The organism is Metabacillus litoralis (genome assembly GCF_007994985.1).
Taxonomy (GTDB): domain Bacteria; phylum Bacillota; class Bacilli; order Bacillales; family Bacillaceae; genus Metabacillus; species Metabacillus litoralis.
The window spans coordinates 448,411-465,398 of the sequence record NZ_VOQF01000005.1 but is presented as its reverse complement, the minus strand read 5'-3'; the positions used below and the strand labels follow the sequence as shown (position 1 = coordinate 465,398).

The following is a 16,988-nucleotide window of genomic DNA, read 5'->3' as shown; positions in this document are numbered from 1 at the left end:
ACATTTTCTTATTACAATTTGTGCTTTTTTGCAAGGTTATCTAGGAACTGTACATACTACTAAAGCAAGAAAATATTCAACCTTTGAAAGTGGTGAGTGCATTTGAAGGTAAATGAAGAAGAAAAAAAATTATTAAGTGAAGCCATTGATAAAATGAATGAAGGCCTAGATTCTTTTATTGGATTTTATAATGAATCTGAAGAAGATAAAGCTATTATTGACTTTTCTGAAGAAACGATAAAAACCATCGAGAAAGCTATTGAAGTTTACGGAAAAGAAGAAGTAACATCAAAAATTAATACCATTGTAAAAGAAGTATTATCATTTTTACCAACTAAAAAGGATGAGACAAGTGGCAAAAACAAATAAAATAATCACTCAATGGTTGCGTTGGCCAATCTATTTTAGAATTACTCTTTTTGTACTTTTAATTATTTTAGCATTTGGAGAGGTCATTGCATTAGTAGAGCCAAACGAGTTTCCCACTACATTTGATGGCATTTGGTGGGCTTTAGTTACAGTTACAACAGTTGGCTTTGGAGATTACGTACCAGAAACATATCTTGGTAGAGGCATTGCTATGATCATGATTTTAGCAGGAGCAAGCTTTGTTACTGCATACTTTGCTACGATTTCTGCTACAGCTATAAAAAAACAACATAATTATTTAGAAGGAAATGTAGCATTCAAAGGAACTAATCATGTGGTTATTATTGGGTGGAATGAAAAGGCAAGTGAAATGATTGATTCGCTTAAGGTCGTTAAACCCTACAAACAAATTGTCCTTATTGATGATTCTCTAAATGAGTCACCCTTGATCGAAAATGTTACGTATATTCGCGGTGACGCAACAAATGATCTAACACTCCAAAAAGCTAATATCCTTAAAGCTGATGCAGCTATAATTACAGCGGATCAACATAAGAATGAACATGATGCTGATATGTTATCTATCCTAATTCTTTTATCATTAAAAGGCATGAACCCAGAATTATACTGTGTGATTGAGCTCTTAACAGAACAACAGTCAAATAACGCGAACAGAGCAGGTGCTGATGAAGTTATTAGAACTTATAAGCTTACGAGTCATTTTATGATGAGTAGTTATTTAGCGAAAAATGGTTTATCTCAATTTTATTCAGAGCTAAATCCCGCCAGTGGAAATGTATTCAAAGTACTTCCAGTGACAAATTCATTTATTGGTAAAACCTTTAAAGAAGCAAGTTACCAGCTTTTAGAAGATGAATCTATATTAATTGGCATTAAAAGAGGAGAGGAAACGAAAGTTAATCCGCCCCTCTCCTTTCAAATCCAGCATAATGATGCATTGATTGTGTTCACACATTAACCAATCAATTCAGCTTCAAGCTCCTTTACAAGCGCCTTCCCTAAATCAATATATTCTTCTGGGAAGGTTGCATCCTTATCTTGTGGCTCCTGAAACTGGTCAAAGGATGCACTAAAATTCCCAATGTGCACATGATCATCAAGTCCAATTTGATATTTATGTGATAATAGAAATGGTCTACCAATTTTAACTGTTGTATTATGTGAATCAAGCTGTCCATCTACCGCTTCAAAAGGAACCCTCAAAAATTGGTACCCCACCTCAGAATCAATCTTATAATCAAATGATCCATGATCATAATCCCAATTTCCACCAATATCATAGCCTAATGGTTTAAGCTTTTGCTCTAAAAAGTATAATTGAAAGCTTTTGTTTTCTACCTCTGACGGAATTTCAATCACTTAAAATACCCCCTTTTTTGTAGCTTTTCCTATAAACTGAAAAAGCATTCTTAAAAGGGATTTTCTATGTGAAATCAACACAAAAAAGAATAGAGAGCCAACATTGATGATGGCCCCCTAAACCTAAAATATTATTTTTCTAATCGTTTTTCAAGTTCTGCTTTTTTCTCTTCAAATCCTGGTTTACCTAGTAAAGCAAACATATTTACTTTATAAGCTTCAACACCTGGTTGATCAAATGGATTAACGCCTAATAGATATCCACTCATTGCACAAGCTTTTTCAAAGAAATAAGCTAAATATCCGAATGTATAAGCATCCATTTCTGGAATAGTCACAACTAAGTTTGGAACTCCACCATCAGTGTGTGCAAGCATCGTTCCTTGGAATGCCTTTTTATTAACAAAATCAACTGATTTACCAGTTAGATAATTTAAGCCATCTAGATCATTTTCTTCTGATTCCACAAATAACTCATGACGTGGATTTTCAACATTTATCACTGTTTCAAAAAGATCACGACGACCTTCTTGAACATATTGACCTAGTGAATGAAGATCTGTAGAAAAGTTTGCTGATGATGGATAAATTCCTTTTTGGTCTTTACCTTCACTTTCTCCAAATAATTGCTTCCACCATTCAGAGAAATATTGAAGTCCTGGCTCATAATTTATAAGCATTTCAATTGTTTTCCCTTTGTTGTAAAGAACATTTCGAACAGCTGCATATTGGTATGCTGGATTTTCTTCTAATTCAGATTTACCAAAATCATCGCTAGCCACAGCAGCTCCATTCATCATTGCTTCAATATCAACACCTGTAACTGCAATTGGTAGCAATCCTACTGCTGTTAACACTGAGAATCGACCACCAACATCATCAGGAATGATAAATGATTCATAGCCTTCTTCTGTTGCAAGTGTTTTTAGGGCACCACGAGCTTTATCTGTTGTTGCATAAATACGTTGTTTTGCTTCAGTCTTTCCATATTTTTCTTCAAGAAGTTTACGGAAAATACGGAAAGCTAATGCTGGTTCTGTTGTTGTTCCAGATTTAGAAATAACATTGATTGAGAAATCTTTTCCTTCTAATAAATCATGAAGATCTTTCATATATGTAGAGCTAATGTTGTTTCCAACAAAAATAACCTGGGGAGCTTGTCTTTGTTCTTTAGATAAAGCATTATAAAAAGAATGGTTTAACATTTCTATAGCCGCTCGAGCACCTAAATATGATCCACCAATTCCAATGACTAGAAGAACCTCTGAATCTGATTTAATTTTCGCTGCACTTTTTTGGATACGTGAGAACTCTTCTTTATCATAGTTCTTTGGTAAATCCACCCATCCTAAGAAGTCACTTCCAGCACCTGTTTGTTCGTGAATAGAATGATGTGCAACTTTTACAAAGTCGCGTAAGTATGTAACTTCATGCTCGCTAAAAAAAGATAATGCATTTGAGTAATCAAAACGTACATGTGTCATTTTAAATTCCCTCCATTTTCATCTTGAAATTATCGCTATTATCACTTTATCTAAACTAGTCCTTTAAATCAAGCAAAGTTGATAATGTATACGCTTAAACGCTATATTAATTTGTAATAAGGTTTATTAAATAATACTATAGTGAACTAAAATACATAAAGTACGCTCTAATCTACATTCACATTATTTAGCATAATAAAAGAGGCTCGGACAAAAATATTTAACAAAATTCTAACCGAACAATCGTTGTAGGTGTAGTTACGACGCTACTGAAATATACTCGCTTTCCGCGGGAAGCTGGCAAGCCTCCTCGTGCTTCGCACTGCGGGGTCTAGCCGTTGCTTTTCATCCCGCAGGAGTCTACGTATTTTCATTCGCTAAGCTATTACTTTGATCGGAATTTTTGTTAATCACTTAAGTTATGTCCCAGCCTCTTATTATTTTAAGATCAGAGAAAATGTAAAATCTGTATTTAAGTGTAGTGTCAAGCTCTTGGTGCCCTCAGCTATGCTTAAAGTGAAGCTTTTAATATAGCTACAACATCTTCTTTTTGAAGAGCTTTAAAGTTACCAAATGGACCATTTACCATAGCCTTGTCTGCCATTAAATCTATATTCTCATCATTTATATTATAATCTTTTAATCGACTTGGAGCTCCGATACTACTCCAAAACTCGCGTAGTTTCTCAATTCCTTCTAATGCAATTGTTTTATCATCTTTTCCTGTTGTTTCAACATCAAATACGTTAACAGCTAATTGTACAAAGCGTAAAATATTTTCATCTATATTATGTTTCATCCAATTTGGGAAAATAATAGCTAGACCACCAGCATGTGGAATGTCATAAACAGCTGAAACAGCATGCTCAATATTGTGACTTGCCCAATCACCTCTGTAACCCATCTGTAGCTGACCATTTAACGCGATTGTTCCAGAATACAAGATGGTTTCACGGAGCTCATAATTCTCGAGATCTTCTATTAATTTTGGTGCTGTTTCAATCACTGTTCTTAATAAGGATTCACAAAAACGATCCTGTAATGGTGTGTTTTTTGTATGATGAAAATACTGTTCAAAAACATGTGTCATCATATCAACCATTCCATAAACCGTTTGATCTTGAGGAACCGTGAATGTATTAACAGGATCTAATATAGAAAATTTAGGGAATGTTAGTGGACTACCCCATCCATACTTTTCTTTTGTTTCCCAATTAGTAATAACAGAGCCAGAATTCATTTCAGAACCTGTAGCAGCAAGTGTTAAAACTGTACCAAATGGCAGCGCATCTATTGGCATATGTTTTTTTGTCACAATGTCCCAAGCATCACCATCATATTTAGCTCCAGCAGCAATAGCTTTTGTGCAATCAATTACACTTCCTCCACCAACTGCTAAAATAAAATCAATTTCCTCTTCTTTACATAATTGAACTCCGCGATGAACAGTTGATAACCTTGGATTTGGCTCTACTCCAGCTAATTCAAAAAGTTGAAGATTTTTTTCTTTTAACACCTTAATAACTTGATCATAGAGACCATTTCTTTTTATACTGCCACCACCATAAACGATCAGAACTTTTTCACCAAACTTAGGAACCTCATTTTGTAATTGCCCTACTTGGTCTTTTCCGAATATTAATTTTGTTGGGTTATAGTATGTAAAGTTTTCCATTTTATATCGCCTCCATCTATAGATTATGTAGATTTCAATAATACTTGTAAAGAAAAGTGCTTTTAAGTGAAATTTTCTATGAATAGTTTTGACTTAACTTCACATCATAAAAATGTAGTTATCAACTAAGGAGGTTGTAAAATTGAGCGCAATTCAACGTATAGCACTTGTACTTACAATAATAGGGGCGATTAATTGGGGACTAATCGGATTTTTCCAATTCGATTTAGTTGCAGCTATCTTCGGTGGCCAAGAATCAGCACTATCCCGAATCATCTATGGTCTTGTCGGAATAGCAGGTTTAATCAACCTTGGATTACTATTCAAACCATCTGAAGAAGTAGCAAGAGAACCACGCCCAGAAGCTAGGTAATACGAAAAGCGGAAGGCGCCCGTTTATCGGCGACAAGCATAAGACGAATAGGAATAGAAGGCGCTCTTTGCCTTCAATTCCTATTTGACTTATGACTCGAGCCGATGGCGCCTGTAGCTAGACAACGAAAAGCGAAAGCGCCTGTTTAGCCCCGACAAGCATAAGACGAAAAGGAATAGAAGGTGCTCTTTACCTTCAATTCCTTTTTGGCTTATGACTCGAGGGGCTAGGCGCTGTAGCTAGACAATGAAAAGCGGAAGGCGCCTGCCTATCGGCGACAAGCATAAGACGAATAGTAATAGAAGGTGCTCTTTACCTTTAATTCCTATTTGACTTATGACTCGAGCCGATGGCGCCTGGAGCTAGACAAAGTAAAAAGCAATAGTTCCTTAAACTTGCTACGAAGGTTCTTTAACACAAAAAGCATAAATGAAAAAAGGTGACCGCAAAATGCGATCACCTTTTTCATTTCATTATAATTATTTCTTTACTTCTTCACGCTTAGATTGCTCAATCCACTCTTCTAACTTGTCTTTTAATGTATTGAAGCCTTGTGGAGTTTCTGTTTCAGCTTTCACTGTAGCTTGACGCTTTTTAGGTTTTCTAGGCGCAGCTTCTTTCTTTTCTTCTACTGGTGCTTCTTGAGTAGCACGAATTGATAAACTGATTTTTCCAGATTTATCATCAATAGAAAGAACTTTTACTTGAACTTCATCATTCACATTTAAATGTTCGTTAACATCTTTTACGAAACCGTGAGTAATTTCAGAAATATGAACTAATCCTTGAGTTTCTTCATCAAGTGCAACAAACGCTCCGTATGGTTGAATTCCTGTTACTTTTCCTGTATGAACACTGCCTATTTCGTACTTTGTTGTCATAATAACACTCCTAATTTTCTTATATTAAATGTCTATTTATACGCAATATAAAATTATATCACAGTTTTTCATTTTTTTCAAAAATATCTTTTCAAATATAGTATAACCAAAAAAGCAACGATCAAAGACGTCGCTTTATGGAAATGAAGTATATTCAACTCTAACCTTTTCATATTCATTGTTTCGTTTCATATTGAATATAATGGATTCTCCATCTTTTGTAGTAAATGTGTGCTCGATTAATCTACCATTTTCCTTATATGTTGTACTGACTTTGATTACTTTATTTGATAGATCTTGATAATTGGTTGTCGATTGTGCCATTTCACTTATAAATCGTTCTAAATCTGGTCTTTCTGAAGCTTCCCCATCGTAAGTTAGATAAAAAGCTGTTTCATAATCTTTATTTTCAACAGCATACATATACAGACGTGCAATTGAGACTTCTATTGCGCTTTCAGTACCTAAAAATGGACCTTCAAGAATTTCATCATTACGTGTATTTTTATACTCCTCATAAACTGCCTCCAAAGAATCTGTTAGTGGAAGTAATTGCACATTATTTCCTGAAATCGCTTTTAGCTCTGGTGATATTTTAGCACTAATGCTTTCTCTCTCTTGACCAGAAACAAACTCATCATGTTCATTTCCATTTAAAAATTCGTCCACTTGTTTTGCAGATAAGGATTTTGGATAATCACTTACAAAATCATTCATACTCTCCTCATCACTATATTGTATAAAATGTAAAAGGTGTTTTTCGTATTCCATTTTTAGGTCATCATTTTTCTCGAAATTAGGATGTGCAATGATAGTCTCCTCTAATTTTATAATACGGGATGCTAATTGTTCTTGAGTTAAACCTAAGACAGTTCCTTGTTCAATGACTTCCTTTTTATATTGTAGGTAAGCTATTAGTTGATTACTAAGCATATCTTTGAATGTATCTAGGATTTTTTGATGGTCTATTGTTAAATCAATTTGACCTTCACCTTCTGTAATAAAAATAAAACGATATCCATTTTCTCTAAGAGTTTTAATTAGATTTAGATAGTCATCAGATCCATTTTCAACTTCTTGTTTATTTAGCTTATCCACATATTCTACTAAGTTCCCTTCAGTTGGTAGCTGCCTTAAATTAAACCATTTTTCGTTAAATCGTTCCTTGAGTAGCTCTATTTTAATTAAATAACTGATTAGTTGTGTTTCATCTATTTTTTTATCATTTTTTGCTCTTTCTTTTAAAATTTCCATTTCTTCATTAGGCATTGATACTCTTAAAGAGATGATATTTTTCACGTTTTCTGTATAATTTTGAAGTTCTGCACGTGAGGAATATTCCCTTCTTTCTTCAAAGCTCTCTACTGAATTCTTAGCTTCTTGTACAAAACTATATTGTTCAACATCATCAAATTGTAGCTTTTCTTTTAGTACATCAAGGTTTCTTTCATACAAACCTCTGACTTCATTTATTGAATCTTCTATATCTGTTGCTGAAACGGTTTGATTTTCAATTGATGGTGACTTTTCACCACTGCTTTTATTGGATTGAGATATTAGCTGTGTACCCAAAATTCCAGCTATTAATAAAACACCTATAAAAGATGCCACATATGTTAGGGGAAATATTTTTTTCCGCTTTGGAAGCTCTGTTTGCTTTACATTATTAATAATATGATCAACAGAAGAAACAGGCTGTAATTTTTCATATGAACTCTTCAAACTATTCATTCGTTCTTCAAATATTTTATCATCCATGTATGTCACCTTCCTTCTTTATAACCTCTTCCATCATTTTTTTTAATTGTGTTTTTCCACGCAGGATTCTCGTTTTAACAGTCGAAATGTTAATTGACATGATCTCAGAGATTTCTTCATACTTTTTATCATGAAAATAAAACAAAACAATTGGTATCCGGTATTTTTCATCCAATCTTTGTATTGATAAGTGCAATATCCGATCTTCTTCATTCTTAATGATCTTTGACTCTATTTCTGGGTAATCATCATTGCGAAAATCCTGTTGTATTTTAAACACTTTACGAATGTTTGATTGTCTTTTTCTAGCAAAGTCTCTTGTGACATTAAGTGTAATTTTATATAACCATGTTGAAAACTTTGCCTTTGTAAACTGATCGAGAAATCGATAAACACGAATAAATACTTCTTGTGTGATATCCTCAATTTCTTCATGTTTATTTCCTAATTGATAGGCAAACCTTTCAACAGTGGGATAATGTAATTCTACTAATTGTTGAAATGCGATAATATTCCCCTGCTTCGCTTTTTTTATTAAGTTTTCTTCATTCATTTTTGCTACCCTCCTCTTTCAAAGGCTCTATTCTGTTGGATTGTTGCTAATTAAACCTAATTCCTATTAGTAACAATATCTTTATCATATGAAAGGTACGATTCTAAGAAGAAAAGATGCCACTAGACTTTATACAGTGCTGTTTTCTTCATATGACTAAAGCAACAAAGTTTACGAAAACAACTCTTTCAAAATATATAACGAATGTTAACTGAAGTTTGTTTCATATTAGTATGGTTAGAGGATTGTCCATCACACAATTTGTTGATTATGTTCAATATTTCTGTGAAGTAGGTATTCATTAGGAGAAAAATCAATAAAAGAAGCTATTATGTCAGAAGCTATGTTTATAAAAGCAAAAAAGGGGAATAATAAAAGCATAAGGCTTTTTAGTATCCCCCCCTTTTTGTTTCTCTATATTTGGCTGACCTTTATTGGTCAGCTTTTTTAAATTTTATTTTCAACAAATCTTTGCATTCTTCTTAATGCTTCCTGTAACTGTTCTAAAGAAGATGCATAAGAACATCTAATATAGCCTTCACCACTATCACCAAAAACATTGCCTGGTACTACAGCTACCTTTTCTTCTAGAAGAAGCTGCTCAGCAAATTCTTCTGACGTCAGATTTGTTTTCTTTATTGAAGGAAATACATAAAATGCTCCTCCAGGTACATGACATGTTAAGTCCATTTCATTAAGAGCACTTACAACTAAATTTCTTCGTTGTTTGTATTTCTTTTTCATATAAAGGACATCTTCTCGACCATTTTTCATTGCTTCAATAGCAGCATATTGTGCCATAGTAGGTGCACACATCATTGAATATTGATGAATTTTTAGCATTTCACTTAGAAAATCCTTATGAGCAGCAATATAACCTAATCTCCACCCTGTCATAGCAAAGCCCTTTGAAAACCCGGAAACAAGAATTGTTCTTTCAGCCATACCTTCAATTGAAACAAAGCTAGTATACTCATGATCATATGTTAACTCAGCATAAATCTCATCTGATATAACAAGCAGATCATGCTTCTCAATGATTTCAGCAATTTTCACAAGTTCTTCATGTTCAAGTACTGTTCCAGTTGGATTACTTGGTGAGCATAAAATTATAGCTTTCGTTTTTTCAGTAATAGCTTTTTCTAGTTCAGCTGGCTGCAGTTTAAACTCCATTTCACCACTTGTTTGTACTGAAACCGGGACTCCACCTGCTAAAGAGATTAAAGAAGAATAAGATACAAAGCTAGGTTCAATTACAATTACTTCATCACCAGGATTTACAATTGCTCTTAATGCAACATCAAGTGCCTGACTTGCACCAACTGTTACTAATACCTGTTCCTTTGGATTGTAGGAGACTTTAGCTTTTCCTTGTAGATAATAAGCAATCTCTTCTCTAAGCTCCAATAATCCAGCATTAGCCGTATAAGACGTAAAGCCTTGTTCAAGAGAAAGAATAGATGCTTCTCTAACAGACCATGGTGTTACAAAGTCTGGCTCTCCTACACCTAATGAAATGACACCTTCCATGCTTGCTGCTAAATCAAAAAACTTTCTAATTCCTGATGGCTTTAAATCCTTGACAGTTTTAGAGATGTAATGAGAGGGCTCAATCATGGTGACACCACAATCCTCTTATCCTCATCATCTTGTTCAAATATAGTGCCATCATGTTTATATTTCTTTAAGATAAAATGAGTTGTCGTTGATAATACAGAATCTAGCGTTGAAAGCCTTTCAGAAACAAAGTGTGCTATATCTGACATTGATTTACCTTCAATAATAACAGAAAGATCATATGCACCTGACATTAAATAAACAGATTTTACTTCTTTAAAACGATAGATACGACTAGCGATATCATCAAAGCCTACTCCACGTTTTGGTTGGACTTTCACATCAATCATGGCCTTAACACCTTCATGGCCATCTACTTTGCGCCAATTGACTTGTGCTGTATAATCAACAATTATTCTTTGATCTTCAAGATTTCGGATTATTTCTTTTGTCTCAGACTCAGATAAGTCAATCATTTTTGCTATTTGATCTGCAGACAATCGACAGTCGTCCTCCAGAATTTCTAAGATCTCAACTTCTTTTTCGGTAAACTTCATTGCCAACACTCCTACTTTTTAAATCTTCAGATAATTATAACACCTAATAACTCGTTTTTCATATGTTTCAATTAAAGAAATACGGGTAGATTTTTACATGTGTAATTAAACTTTATTCGGTCAAAATAAAAGAAACTTTTAACGTTATTGTTCATTTTAAGTTAAATTAAATCTAAAATTTGTTATCGAACAAACGACAGAGTCCACCTTGATTTTCTCTACTTCATTTTAGTCTCAATTTCAAATATAAATACATCACTTTAGTTAAGAAACCCGCGAAATAAATAAGATTAATTTGACTAAATCAACATTTTAACATAATGACAAATTTTTATATATATAATGGAGTGAATGTTTATGGAAAAGGCCCATTTTTATTGCAGTAAAATGAACATTCTTGGTGTGAACGTTCATTATGAAGTGTATGAGCGGGACCGTCTAAATCCTGTGATTGTATTAATTCATGGATTTCTATCCTCTAGCTTCAGCTTTCGTAAAATTATTCCTTTATTAGAAAAGGATTTCACCATTATAGCTATTGATCTGCCGCCATTTGGTAAAACTGAAAAATCCACAAAATTTGTTCATTCTTATACAAATATGGCCAGAGTTGTCATTGAGCTAATTCAAGCTTTACAGATTTCAAAAGCTTTTCTTGTTGGACATTCTATGGGCGGACAAGTTTCGTTGAATGCTGCAAAACAACGACCAGATTTATTTGAGAAGGTTGTTCTTTTATGTAGTGCAGGTTACACGAAGGGAGTTAGCCCAACCCTTAAATTTGGTTCCTATGTTCCTTATTTTTATTTATGTATTAAGCATTGGCTTGCTAGTCAAGGCATTCTGAAAAATTTGAATAATGTGGTTCATGATCAAAGCCTGATTGATCAAGAAATGATGGATGGTTATATGGAGCCATTTTTAGATAATCGAATTTTTATGGCATTGAATAGAATGATTCGTGATCATGAAGGAGATCTACCAGCTGAAGAACTAAAATTAATTGAACAACCAAGCTTGCTGATCTGGGGAAACGAAGATAAAGTCGTACCTATAACAATTGGAGAAAGATTGAGAAAGGATTTACCTAATTCATCATTTGTGTCTTTTAAACATACTGGACATCTTGTTCCAGAGGAAAAACCAGAGCATGTATCAGAAAAGATTGGAAATTTCATCTTTCAAGCTCAATGATTCTTAAGGCAAAATGTAAAAATAGTATACAGTACATTTTGCCTTTATCTTCTTTAGTCGTTTATTATATTTCACAACTATCATTATTTTTTATTGATAAGAGCTTTACAGCAAGATCTTCACAGTGCTGTAAAGGAATAATTTCTTCAAATGAAAACTCATATATAGCTTGTATTTTTCTAGCAAGCTGCCCAACCTCTTCATTAGCATAAACTGCTTGCAATACATCAACTACTTCTGTTTCATAACTTCCTTCACCATAGCCTAATGGATCCCACTGTAATAATAGTTCCATTAATTTAATATTAGTGTGCTGTGCATCCATTTTTTTCACCTTTATGATCTTATTTTTTGCACTGCAATTGTAACACACTTATGATGGAAGTAAGTAATTGACGATTCAAGCAAATTTTTAATCAAAGGAGTGGTTCGTGTGAATCGTTTTGATAAAGTAATAAATCGTAAAAACACAAACTCTGTAAAATGGGATTTTTCAAAAAACATCTTTGGAGAAGATGAAGTCCTGCCAATGTGGGTCGCCGATATGGACTTTCAAGCTCCTGATGAAATTATTGATGTCCTCCATTCACGTATTGATCATGGAATCTTTGGATATACAATGTCTGGCACAAGTATGGAAAAAGCTATTCAAGAGTGGGTTAAAAATCGTCATAGTTGGGATATCAACCCAAAAATCATTACATATAGCCCAGGCATCGTTACTGCCATAAGCTTGGCAATTGAAGCATTCACTTCTGAACAAGACAAAGTTGTCGTTCAATCACCTGTTTATTATCCTTTTTTTGAAATTGCTAAAAAACATAATCGAGAAGTTCTTTATAATCATCTTCATTTAAGTAATGATTTTCGTTATGATATCAATTTTACCGATTTAGAGGAAAAGTTATCTGATCCCCAAACTAAGTTATTTATTTTATGTAATCCACATAACCCTAGTGGTCGAGTATGGAGTGAAGAAGAATTAACGAAAATAGGGAATCTTTGTGTAAAACACAATGTACTCATTTTATCTGATGATATTCACTCTGATTTATTATTATTTAACAGTAAATATACTCCCATTGCATCAATTAATGAGAAATTGGCCAATCAAACAATAACCTTTATTGCCCCAAGTAAAACATTTAATTTAGCTGGTCTACAAGCTTCAGTAGCACTCATCACTAACGATTCACTAAAAAGAAAATATAATGAAGTGAAACAAAGATTTGGTCTTATGATGATCAATACACTAGGGCAAGAAGCGATGGAAGCAGCTTATACGTACGGAGAAAAATGGCTGAATGAACTTATAGAGTATTTAGAAGGAAATGTCATTATAGTCGAAGAATATATAAAAACGTATTTATCAAATATTAAAGTAATGAGACCTGAATCAACATACCTTATATGGTTAGACGCAAGAGCACTGAATAAAACAGATGATGAACTTAAAGACCTTTTACTAAAGAAAGGTAAACTAGCATTGGAACCTGGATCTAAATTCGGTGAAAATGGAGCAGGTTTTCTAAGAATGAATATTGCGTGTTCAAAGACAACAATAAAGGATGGATTAGGAAGGCTAGTGACTGCATTAAAAGAAGTTTAATTATTTGTTTGTATTTATTTATCCCTTTAAATAGACTAATAGAGGCTGGGACATAAGTATTTAAGCTAATGATAAACCCGAAATATTAGGAGATATTTCAATTAATTATTCGCCTAATATTTCGGGTTTTTATTTGCTGCCTTCAATTAGATTTTTTGATTTTGCATTCTATTTTTAAGAACTAGTGGAATGGAGCGGAAGACACTCGGGCACCTACGGGAATTGAGGAATGGCTGAGACCCCGCAGGCATGCCGAGAAGGCTCAGCTTCCTCCCCGGAGAATGGAGTGTCTGCAGCGCAATGGAACGAACTTGTTTCTTTCAGCTTAACTGAATTTAGATTTATTCGTCTTTTTGTATGACTTCTTTAATTATGTCCCAGCCTCTTTGCTCTCTCCTTTTGACACTGTTCTAACCATTCATTGATGCCATTTAAAAAAGTTCTATAAATCAACAATTATTTTACTGGCTCGATTACTGTAAAATTTTATTAAAAAGTTGAGGATTTTGCCATAAATTGGTGATATAATTAGAGAAAACTTATAAAAGGTGACTTCTGAATGGATTTAATAAAAGATATTATTTTACAAGTGGCATTTATATTATTCCCTATCTTTAGTTACCATCTATTTTGGTTAAGTAAAGATCCTTCACATGTACTTAAGCCAAATAAAGTGATTATTATTTTTAGTACTGTCACTTCTTCCCTACTATGTATCATTTGGCCGATCGAAATAGTTGATGGCATTTTCTTTAATCTTCAAGCAATTCCGCTTTTCATTAGCTTTGTTTATGCAGGGAATTTAGCTGGCCTTTTAACACTTTTAACCACTTTTGCTTATTTGTTGCATTCCTTTAATATCCAATGGTTTTATTTCTTGCTTTTCATTTTAGCTTTTTCTATTTACTCGAGCTCAATGAAGCAAAATTGGCAGAAAAAGCGATTCAAACAAAAGTTATTATCATCATTATTATATGGGCTTTATATCTTAGTTCTTTCTTTATTATTTTTCGGTATTGTAAGCGCTTTAAATATTTTCCATACTCCAATAGAAAACTTAGTTACCCTTAGTATATCTATTATTATATTAACTTTCATTTTAATGATTGCCATCTATTTAATTGAATATATGCGAGAGAATGCCTTATTGAGAAATGAGTTAATAAAGGCAGAAAAACTCTCAATAGTCAGTGAGCTGGCAGCAAGTGTTGCCCATGAAGTTCGAAATCCTTTAACTGTTGTAAGAGGCTTTATTCAACTAATTGGTAATTCATCAGATACAAACATCATTCAGAGAAAAGAGTATATGGATCTTGTCATTTCAGAGCTCGATCGAGCACAATCTATCATAACCGATTATTTAAGTTTGGCTGGTAATGATTACATATCGAAAGAAAAAATACACTTAACAAATACCTTAAAAGATTTAACAATACTTTTAACTTCATATGCAAACTTTAAAGCTGTAACATTTGATTATATTATTGATGATCATTTATATGTATTTGGTGATGAAACCAAATTAAAACAGGTTTTTATAAATATAATGAAAAATTCAATAGAAGCAGTACCTGAATCGGGTGGTCTAGTATCAGTAAAAACGATTTTAAAAGAAGAAAACATTATTGTGAAAATAACTGATAATGGAATTGGTATGTCGAAGGATCAAATTGCAAGACTTGGCGAGCCGTATTATACATTAAAAGATACTGGAACCGGTCTTGGATTAACTGTTACATACTCTATAGTAAAAAATCATGGTGGTTCTATTCGATATCATAGTGAACTAAACAAAGGTACTTGTGCAATCGTTACCTTGCCTTTGTTTAAGGATAATCTATCAGTAGCGCCTGACCAGTATTTTGATAAAAAAGAAACAGGTCAACTTTTTAGTTAAATCAGTTAACCTGTTTTTTTACTTTTCTATTCTTCTTCAGGTGGAGTTACTTCTTTTTTATCTTCTCTTTTTGCCTCTTCTTCAGTAATTTCCCCACAAGCTATACGAGCTCCTGAATCACCTGATGGCTGTGTCATGCCATCATCTTTACCTTCAGTTATCACAATGCTTGTTCCTTCTACTCTTAAAAGAGAGTTCTTTTTCCCACTTTTTAAAGTCAATTGAGGTGCTTGCAATTGAGCATCCACTTTACCATCTTCGGCAATTATATTTGGAAGATCTCCAGCATGTGCTCCTTCTGGGTGTAATAACCCATGCATGGATTCATCAGGATTAAAATGATTACCAGCACTTTTAAAATCTGGTGCTTTGCATGTTCCTTTTTCATGAATATGCAAGCCATGCTCTCCCGGAGGAAGACCTTCTAGTAAAACAGTTAACTCAACACCTTCAGATACTTCATCTACTTTAATAGTTCCTAGCGAATCACCGGCAGCATTAAACATTTCAACTTCCATTTTTGTGATTTCTTTCTCCATACAGCCTGCTAAGATGAAAGAAATAAGAAATAACAATAATAAGTTACGTTTCATAATACCCTCCATTTTAATATGTTGGCTAAAGGGTATTTTTTGTATATTTACTTGTTTTTATTCAGGATATCATAAGAATTTATCTATTACTCAGCCGGAAGTGATCTAAAATATACTTTATCTAAAAATTCCTATTCATCACTCGCTGTCTTTCTTTTCATTAGCTTGTTTAATAAGATCATCAACTTGACCTTGTTCTTTTTTTGATAATTTTACAATATATCGAAATGCAAAAATAGCCAGAATTGTAAAGACACCCATCGTTATTGCGGCTGGCAAATATTCGGACTTATCTTCTGGAAAATATAAAAATAAACCTATAAGTGGAATGTATAGTTCCAAATAACTCACGACCTTTCTTTGTACATACTATAACAAGTTTTTATAAGAATCACTAGTCTATTAAAGGTCTAAAACTAAAATTCCATAAAACGTTCATACATTACGTTTTACAGCCCTTCATGGTAGTATATAAGAGTGTTTATGCAAGGGTGGCGAGGTATAACGACAAGTACGTTCCTCCTTCGCTTCAACCAGTATAATAAGTACAAAAGGAACTATATAGTGCCATTAAAAAAGAAAATGTAAAGAGGTGCTGAATTTAATGGAAGAAATACAAATTGGTGATATTGTCACAGGAATCTATAAAACTGGGAAGTATATTGGCGAGGTTACAGATATTCGTCCTGCTCATTATTTAGTTAAGGTTAAAGCTGTTTTAAAGCATCCACAACAAGGTGATTTACATAACCCTAAACAAGTTGATGTACAATTTTTTCACGAACGAAGAGCATTAGCATTAAATGAACAAACAAATATACCTAAACAAATGGTAAAGCCTTTTGAACAGGATGTACCTGATTATCTTGATTCATTAAAGGAAGCCATTACAACTTGTAAGCTTGAGCTTACAGAAAAAGCTACTCCATGGGCAACAGAATCCTTAAAGAAAATAGAAAATTTAGAAAAAGATTATTTTCCAGCTCGGGCAACATAATTACACCTTACTCAATAACAATAGATTCGACACTGATGTCGATACATATTGTTATTGAGTAAGGCTTTTAAGTAAAACTGTTCTTATTAAATTTAATGTTTTTCACATTCT

General features: G+C 33.4%; 18 protein-coding genes. 7 read left to right on the top strand and 11 right to left on the bottom strand.

Annotation, left to right across the window (positions count from 1 at the left end):
• Positions 1–102: 102 nt before the first annotated feature.
• Both FS935_RS10315 and FS935_RS10310 read left to right on the top strand, forming a co-directional pair.
• The gene (locus FS935_RS10315; RefSeq protein WP_146948209.1) at positions 103–369 is read left to right on the top strand and encodes an atypical membrane-integrating protein (Mistic protein); all 267 of its coding nucleotides are present in this window, start codon (positions 103–105) and stop codon (positions 367–369) included.
• A complete protein-coding gene (locus FS935_RS10310) occupies positions 353–1,348 on the top strand; it encodes a potassium channel family protein (RefSeq protein ID WP_158638588.1) in 996 nt (331 codons plus the stop codon). Before FS935_RS10315 ends, FS935_RS10310 begins: the two co-directional genes overlap by 17 nt.
• On the opposite strand, the gene FS935_RS10305 is transcribed toward FS935_RS10310, so the two are convergent.
• From FS935_RS10305 to FS935_RS10295, 3 genes are all read right to left on the bottom strand, one after another.
• Complete coding sequence (locus FS935_RS10305; protein WP_146948205.1) at positions 1,345–1,749, bottom strand: YugN-like family protein; 405 nt, start codon at positions 1,747–1,749, stop codon at positions 1,345–1,347. The genes FS935_RS10310 and FS935_RS10305 overlap by 4 nt on opposite strands.
• 131 nt (positions 1,750–1,880) lie before the next feature.
• Positions 1,881–3,233, bottom strand: a complete 1,353-nt coding sequence (locus FS935_RS10300) for a glucose-6-phosphate isomerase (protein WP_146948203.1) — start codon at positions 3,231–3,233, stop codon at positions 1,881–1,883.
• A gap of 511 nt (positions 3,234–3,744) precedes the next feature.
• Positions 3,745–4,908 carry an iron-containing alcohol dehydrogenase gene (locus FS935_RS10295; protein ID WP_146948201.1) on the bottom strand — a complete coding sequence of 388 codons (1,164 nt, stop codon included), beginning with the start codon at positions 4,906–4,908 and terminating at the stop codon, positions 3,745–3,747.
• A gap of 142 nt (positions 4,909–5,050) precedes the next feature.
• On the opposite strand from FS935_RS10295, the gene FS935_RS10290 reads away from it, so the two are divergent.
• The gene (locus tag FS935_RS10290) at positions 5,051–5,281 is read left to right on the top strand and encodes a DUF378 domain-containing protein (RefSeq protein ID WP_146948199.1); all 231 of its coding nucleotides are present in this window, start codon (positions 5,051–5,053) and stop codon (positions 5,279–5,281) included.
• Positions 5,282–5,760: 479 nt separating this feature from the next.
• Here the strand turns inward: FS935_RS10290 and yugI are convergent, their stop codons facing one another.
• The 5 genes from yugI to FS935_RS10265 all read right to left on the bottom strand — a co-directional run bounded on the left by yugI (position 5,761) and on the right by FS935_RS10265 (position 10,587).
• Positions 5,761–6,162 carry a S1 domain-containing post-transcriptional regulator GSP13 gene (yugI, locus tag FS935_RS10285; protein WP_146948197.1) on the bottom strand — a complete coding sequence of 134 codons (402 nt, stop codon included), beginning with the start codon at positions 6,160–6,162 and terminating at the stop codon, positions 5,761–5,763.
• A gap of 135 nt (positions 6,163–6,297) precedes the next feature.
• The gene (locus FS935_RS10280) at positions 6,298–7,920 is read right to left on the bottom strand and encodes a hypothetical protein (protein ID WP_146948195.1); all 1,623 of its coding nucleotides are present in this window, start codon (positions 7,918–7,920) and stop codon (positions 6,298–6,300) included.
• Positions 7,913–8,473, bottom strand: a complete 561-nt coding sequence (locus FS935_RS10275; protein WP_146948193.1) for an RNA polymerase sigma factor — start codon at positions 8,471–8,473, stop codon at positions 7,913–7,915. The genes FS935_RS10280 and FS935_RS10275 overlap by 8 nt, the downstream gene beginning before the upstream one ends.
• 447 nt (positions 8,474–8,920) lie before the next feature.
• On the bottom strand, positions 8,921–10,090 hold the full coding sequence (locus FS935_RS10270; RefSeq protein ID WP_146948191.1) for an aminotransferase: 1,170 nt from the start codon (positions 10,088–10,090) through the stop codon (positions 8,921–8,923).
• Positions 10,087–10,587 (bottom strand): Lrp/AsnC family transcriptional regulator, encoded by a 501-nt coding sequence (locus FS935_RS10265; RefSeq protein ID WP_146948189.1) that lies wholly within the window; start codon positions 10,585–10,587, stop codon positions 10,087–10,089. Before FS935_RS10265 ends, FS935_RS10270 begins: the two co-directional genes overlap by 4 nt.
• Before the next feature lie 357 nt (positions 10,588–10,944).
• Here FS935_RS10265 and FS935_RS10260 point away from each other — a divergent pair, with 357 nt between their 5' ends.
• On the top strand, positions 10,945–11,781 hold the full coding sequence (locus FS935_RS10260; protein WP_146948187.1) for an alpha/beta fold hydrolase: 837 nt from the start codon (positions 10,945–10,947) through the stop codon (positions 11,779–11,781).
• A gap of 64 nt (positions 11,782–11,845) precedes the next feature.
• Here FS935_RS10260 and FS935_RS10255 read toward each other — a convergent pair whose 3' ends face one another.
• Complete coding sequence (locus FS935_RS10255) at positions 11,846–12,106, bottom strand: DUF1871 family protein (protein ID WP_146948451.1); 261 nt, start codon at positions 12,104–12,106, stop codon at positions 11,846–11,848.
• Positions 12,107–12,214: 108 nt separating this feature from the next.
• Between FS935_RS10255 and FS935_RS10250 the strand changes: the two genes are divergently transcribed.
• Positions 12,215–13,390, top strand: a complete 1,176-nt coding sequence (locus tag FS935_RS10250; RefSeq protein ID WP_146948185.1) for a MalY/PatB family protein — start codon at positions 12,215–12,217, stop codon at positions 13,388–13,390.
• Positions 13,391–13,949: 559 nt separating this feature from the next.
• Complete coding sequence (locus tag FS935_RS10245) at positions 13,950–15,287, top strand: ATP-binding protein (protein WP_146948183.1); 1,338 nt, start codon at positions 13,950–13,952, stop codon at positions 15,285–15,287.
• 26 nt (positions 15,288–15,313) lie between these two features.
• On the opposite strand, the gene FS935_RS10240 is transcribed toward FS935_RS10245, so the two are convergent.
• Positions 15,314–15,880 (bottom strand): superoxide dismutase family protein, encoded by a 567-nt coding sequence (locus FS935_RS10240; protein WP_146948181.1) that lies wholly within the window; start codon positions 15,878–15,880, stop codon positions 15,314–15,316.
• 138 nt (positions 15,881–16,018) lie between these two features.
• Positions 16,019–16,222 carry a hypothetical protein gene (locus tag FS935_RS10235; RefSeq protein WP_193559359.1) on the bottom strand — a complete coding sequence of 68 codons (204 nt, stop codon included), beginning with the start codon at positions 16,220–16,222 and terminating at the stop codon, positions 16,019–16,021.
• A gap of 262 nt (positions 16,223–16,484) precedes the next feature.
• On the opposite strand from FS935_RS10235, the gene kapB reads away from it, so the two are divergent.
• Positions 16,485–16,877 carry a kinase-associated lipoprotein KapB gene (gene kapB / locus FS935_RS10230; RefSeq protein WP_146948179.1) on the top strand — a complete coding sequence of 131 codons (393 nt, stop codon included), beginning with the start codon at positions 16,485–16,487 and terminating at the stop codon, positions 16,875–16,877.
• Positions 16,878–16,988: the final 111 nt, after the last annotated feature.

Coding starts and splice junctions, on each gene's coding strand:
- FS935_RS10300 (WP_146948203.1), bottom strand. CDS start 3,233: ATGACACATGTACGTTTTGATTACTCAAATGCATTATCTTTTTTTAGC.
- FS935_RS10295 (WP_146948201.1), bottom strand. CDS start 4,908: ATGGAAAACTTTACATACTATAACCCAACAAAATTAATATTCGGAAAA.
- yugI (WP_146948197.1), bottom strand. CDS start 6,162: ATGACAACAAAGTACGAAATAGGCAGTGTTCATACAGGAAAAGTAACA.
- FS935_RS10280 (WP_146948195.1), bottom strand. CDS start 7,920: ATGGATGATAAAATATTTGAAGAACGAATGAATAGTTTGAAGAGTTCA.
- FS935_RS10275 (WP_146948193.1), bottom strand. CDS start 8,473: ATGAATGAAGAAAACTTAATAAAAAAAGCGAAGCAGGGGAATATTATC.
- FS935_RS10270 (WP_146948191.1), bottom strand. CDS start 10,090: ATGATTGAGCCCTCTCATTACATCTCTAAAACTGTCAAGGATTTAAAG.
- FS935_RS10265 (WP_146948189.1), bottom strand. CDS start 10,587: ATGAAGTTTACCGAAAAAGAAGTTGAGATCTTAGAAATTCTGGAGGAC.
- FS935_RS10260 (WP_146948187.1), top strand. CDS start 10,945: ATGGAAAAGGCCCATTTTTATTGCAGTAAAATGAACATTCTTGGTGTG.
- FS935_RS10255 (WP_146948451.1), bottom strand. CDS start 12,106: ATGGATGCACAGCACACTAATATTAAATTAATGGAACTATTATTACAG.
- FS935_RS10245 (WP_146948183.1), top strand. CDS start 13,950: ATGGATTTAATAAAAGATATTATTTTACAAGTGGCATTTATATTATTC.
- FS935_RS10240 (WP_146948181.1), bottom strand. CDS start 15,880: ATGAAACGTAACTTATTATTGTTATTTCTTATTTCTTTCATCTTAGCA.
- kapB (WP_146948179.1), top strand. CDS start 16,485: ATGGAAGAAATACAAATTGGTGATATTGTCACAGGAATCTATAAAACT.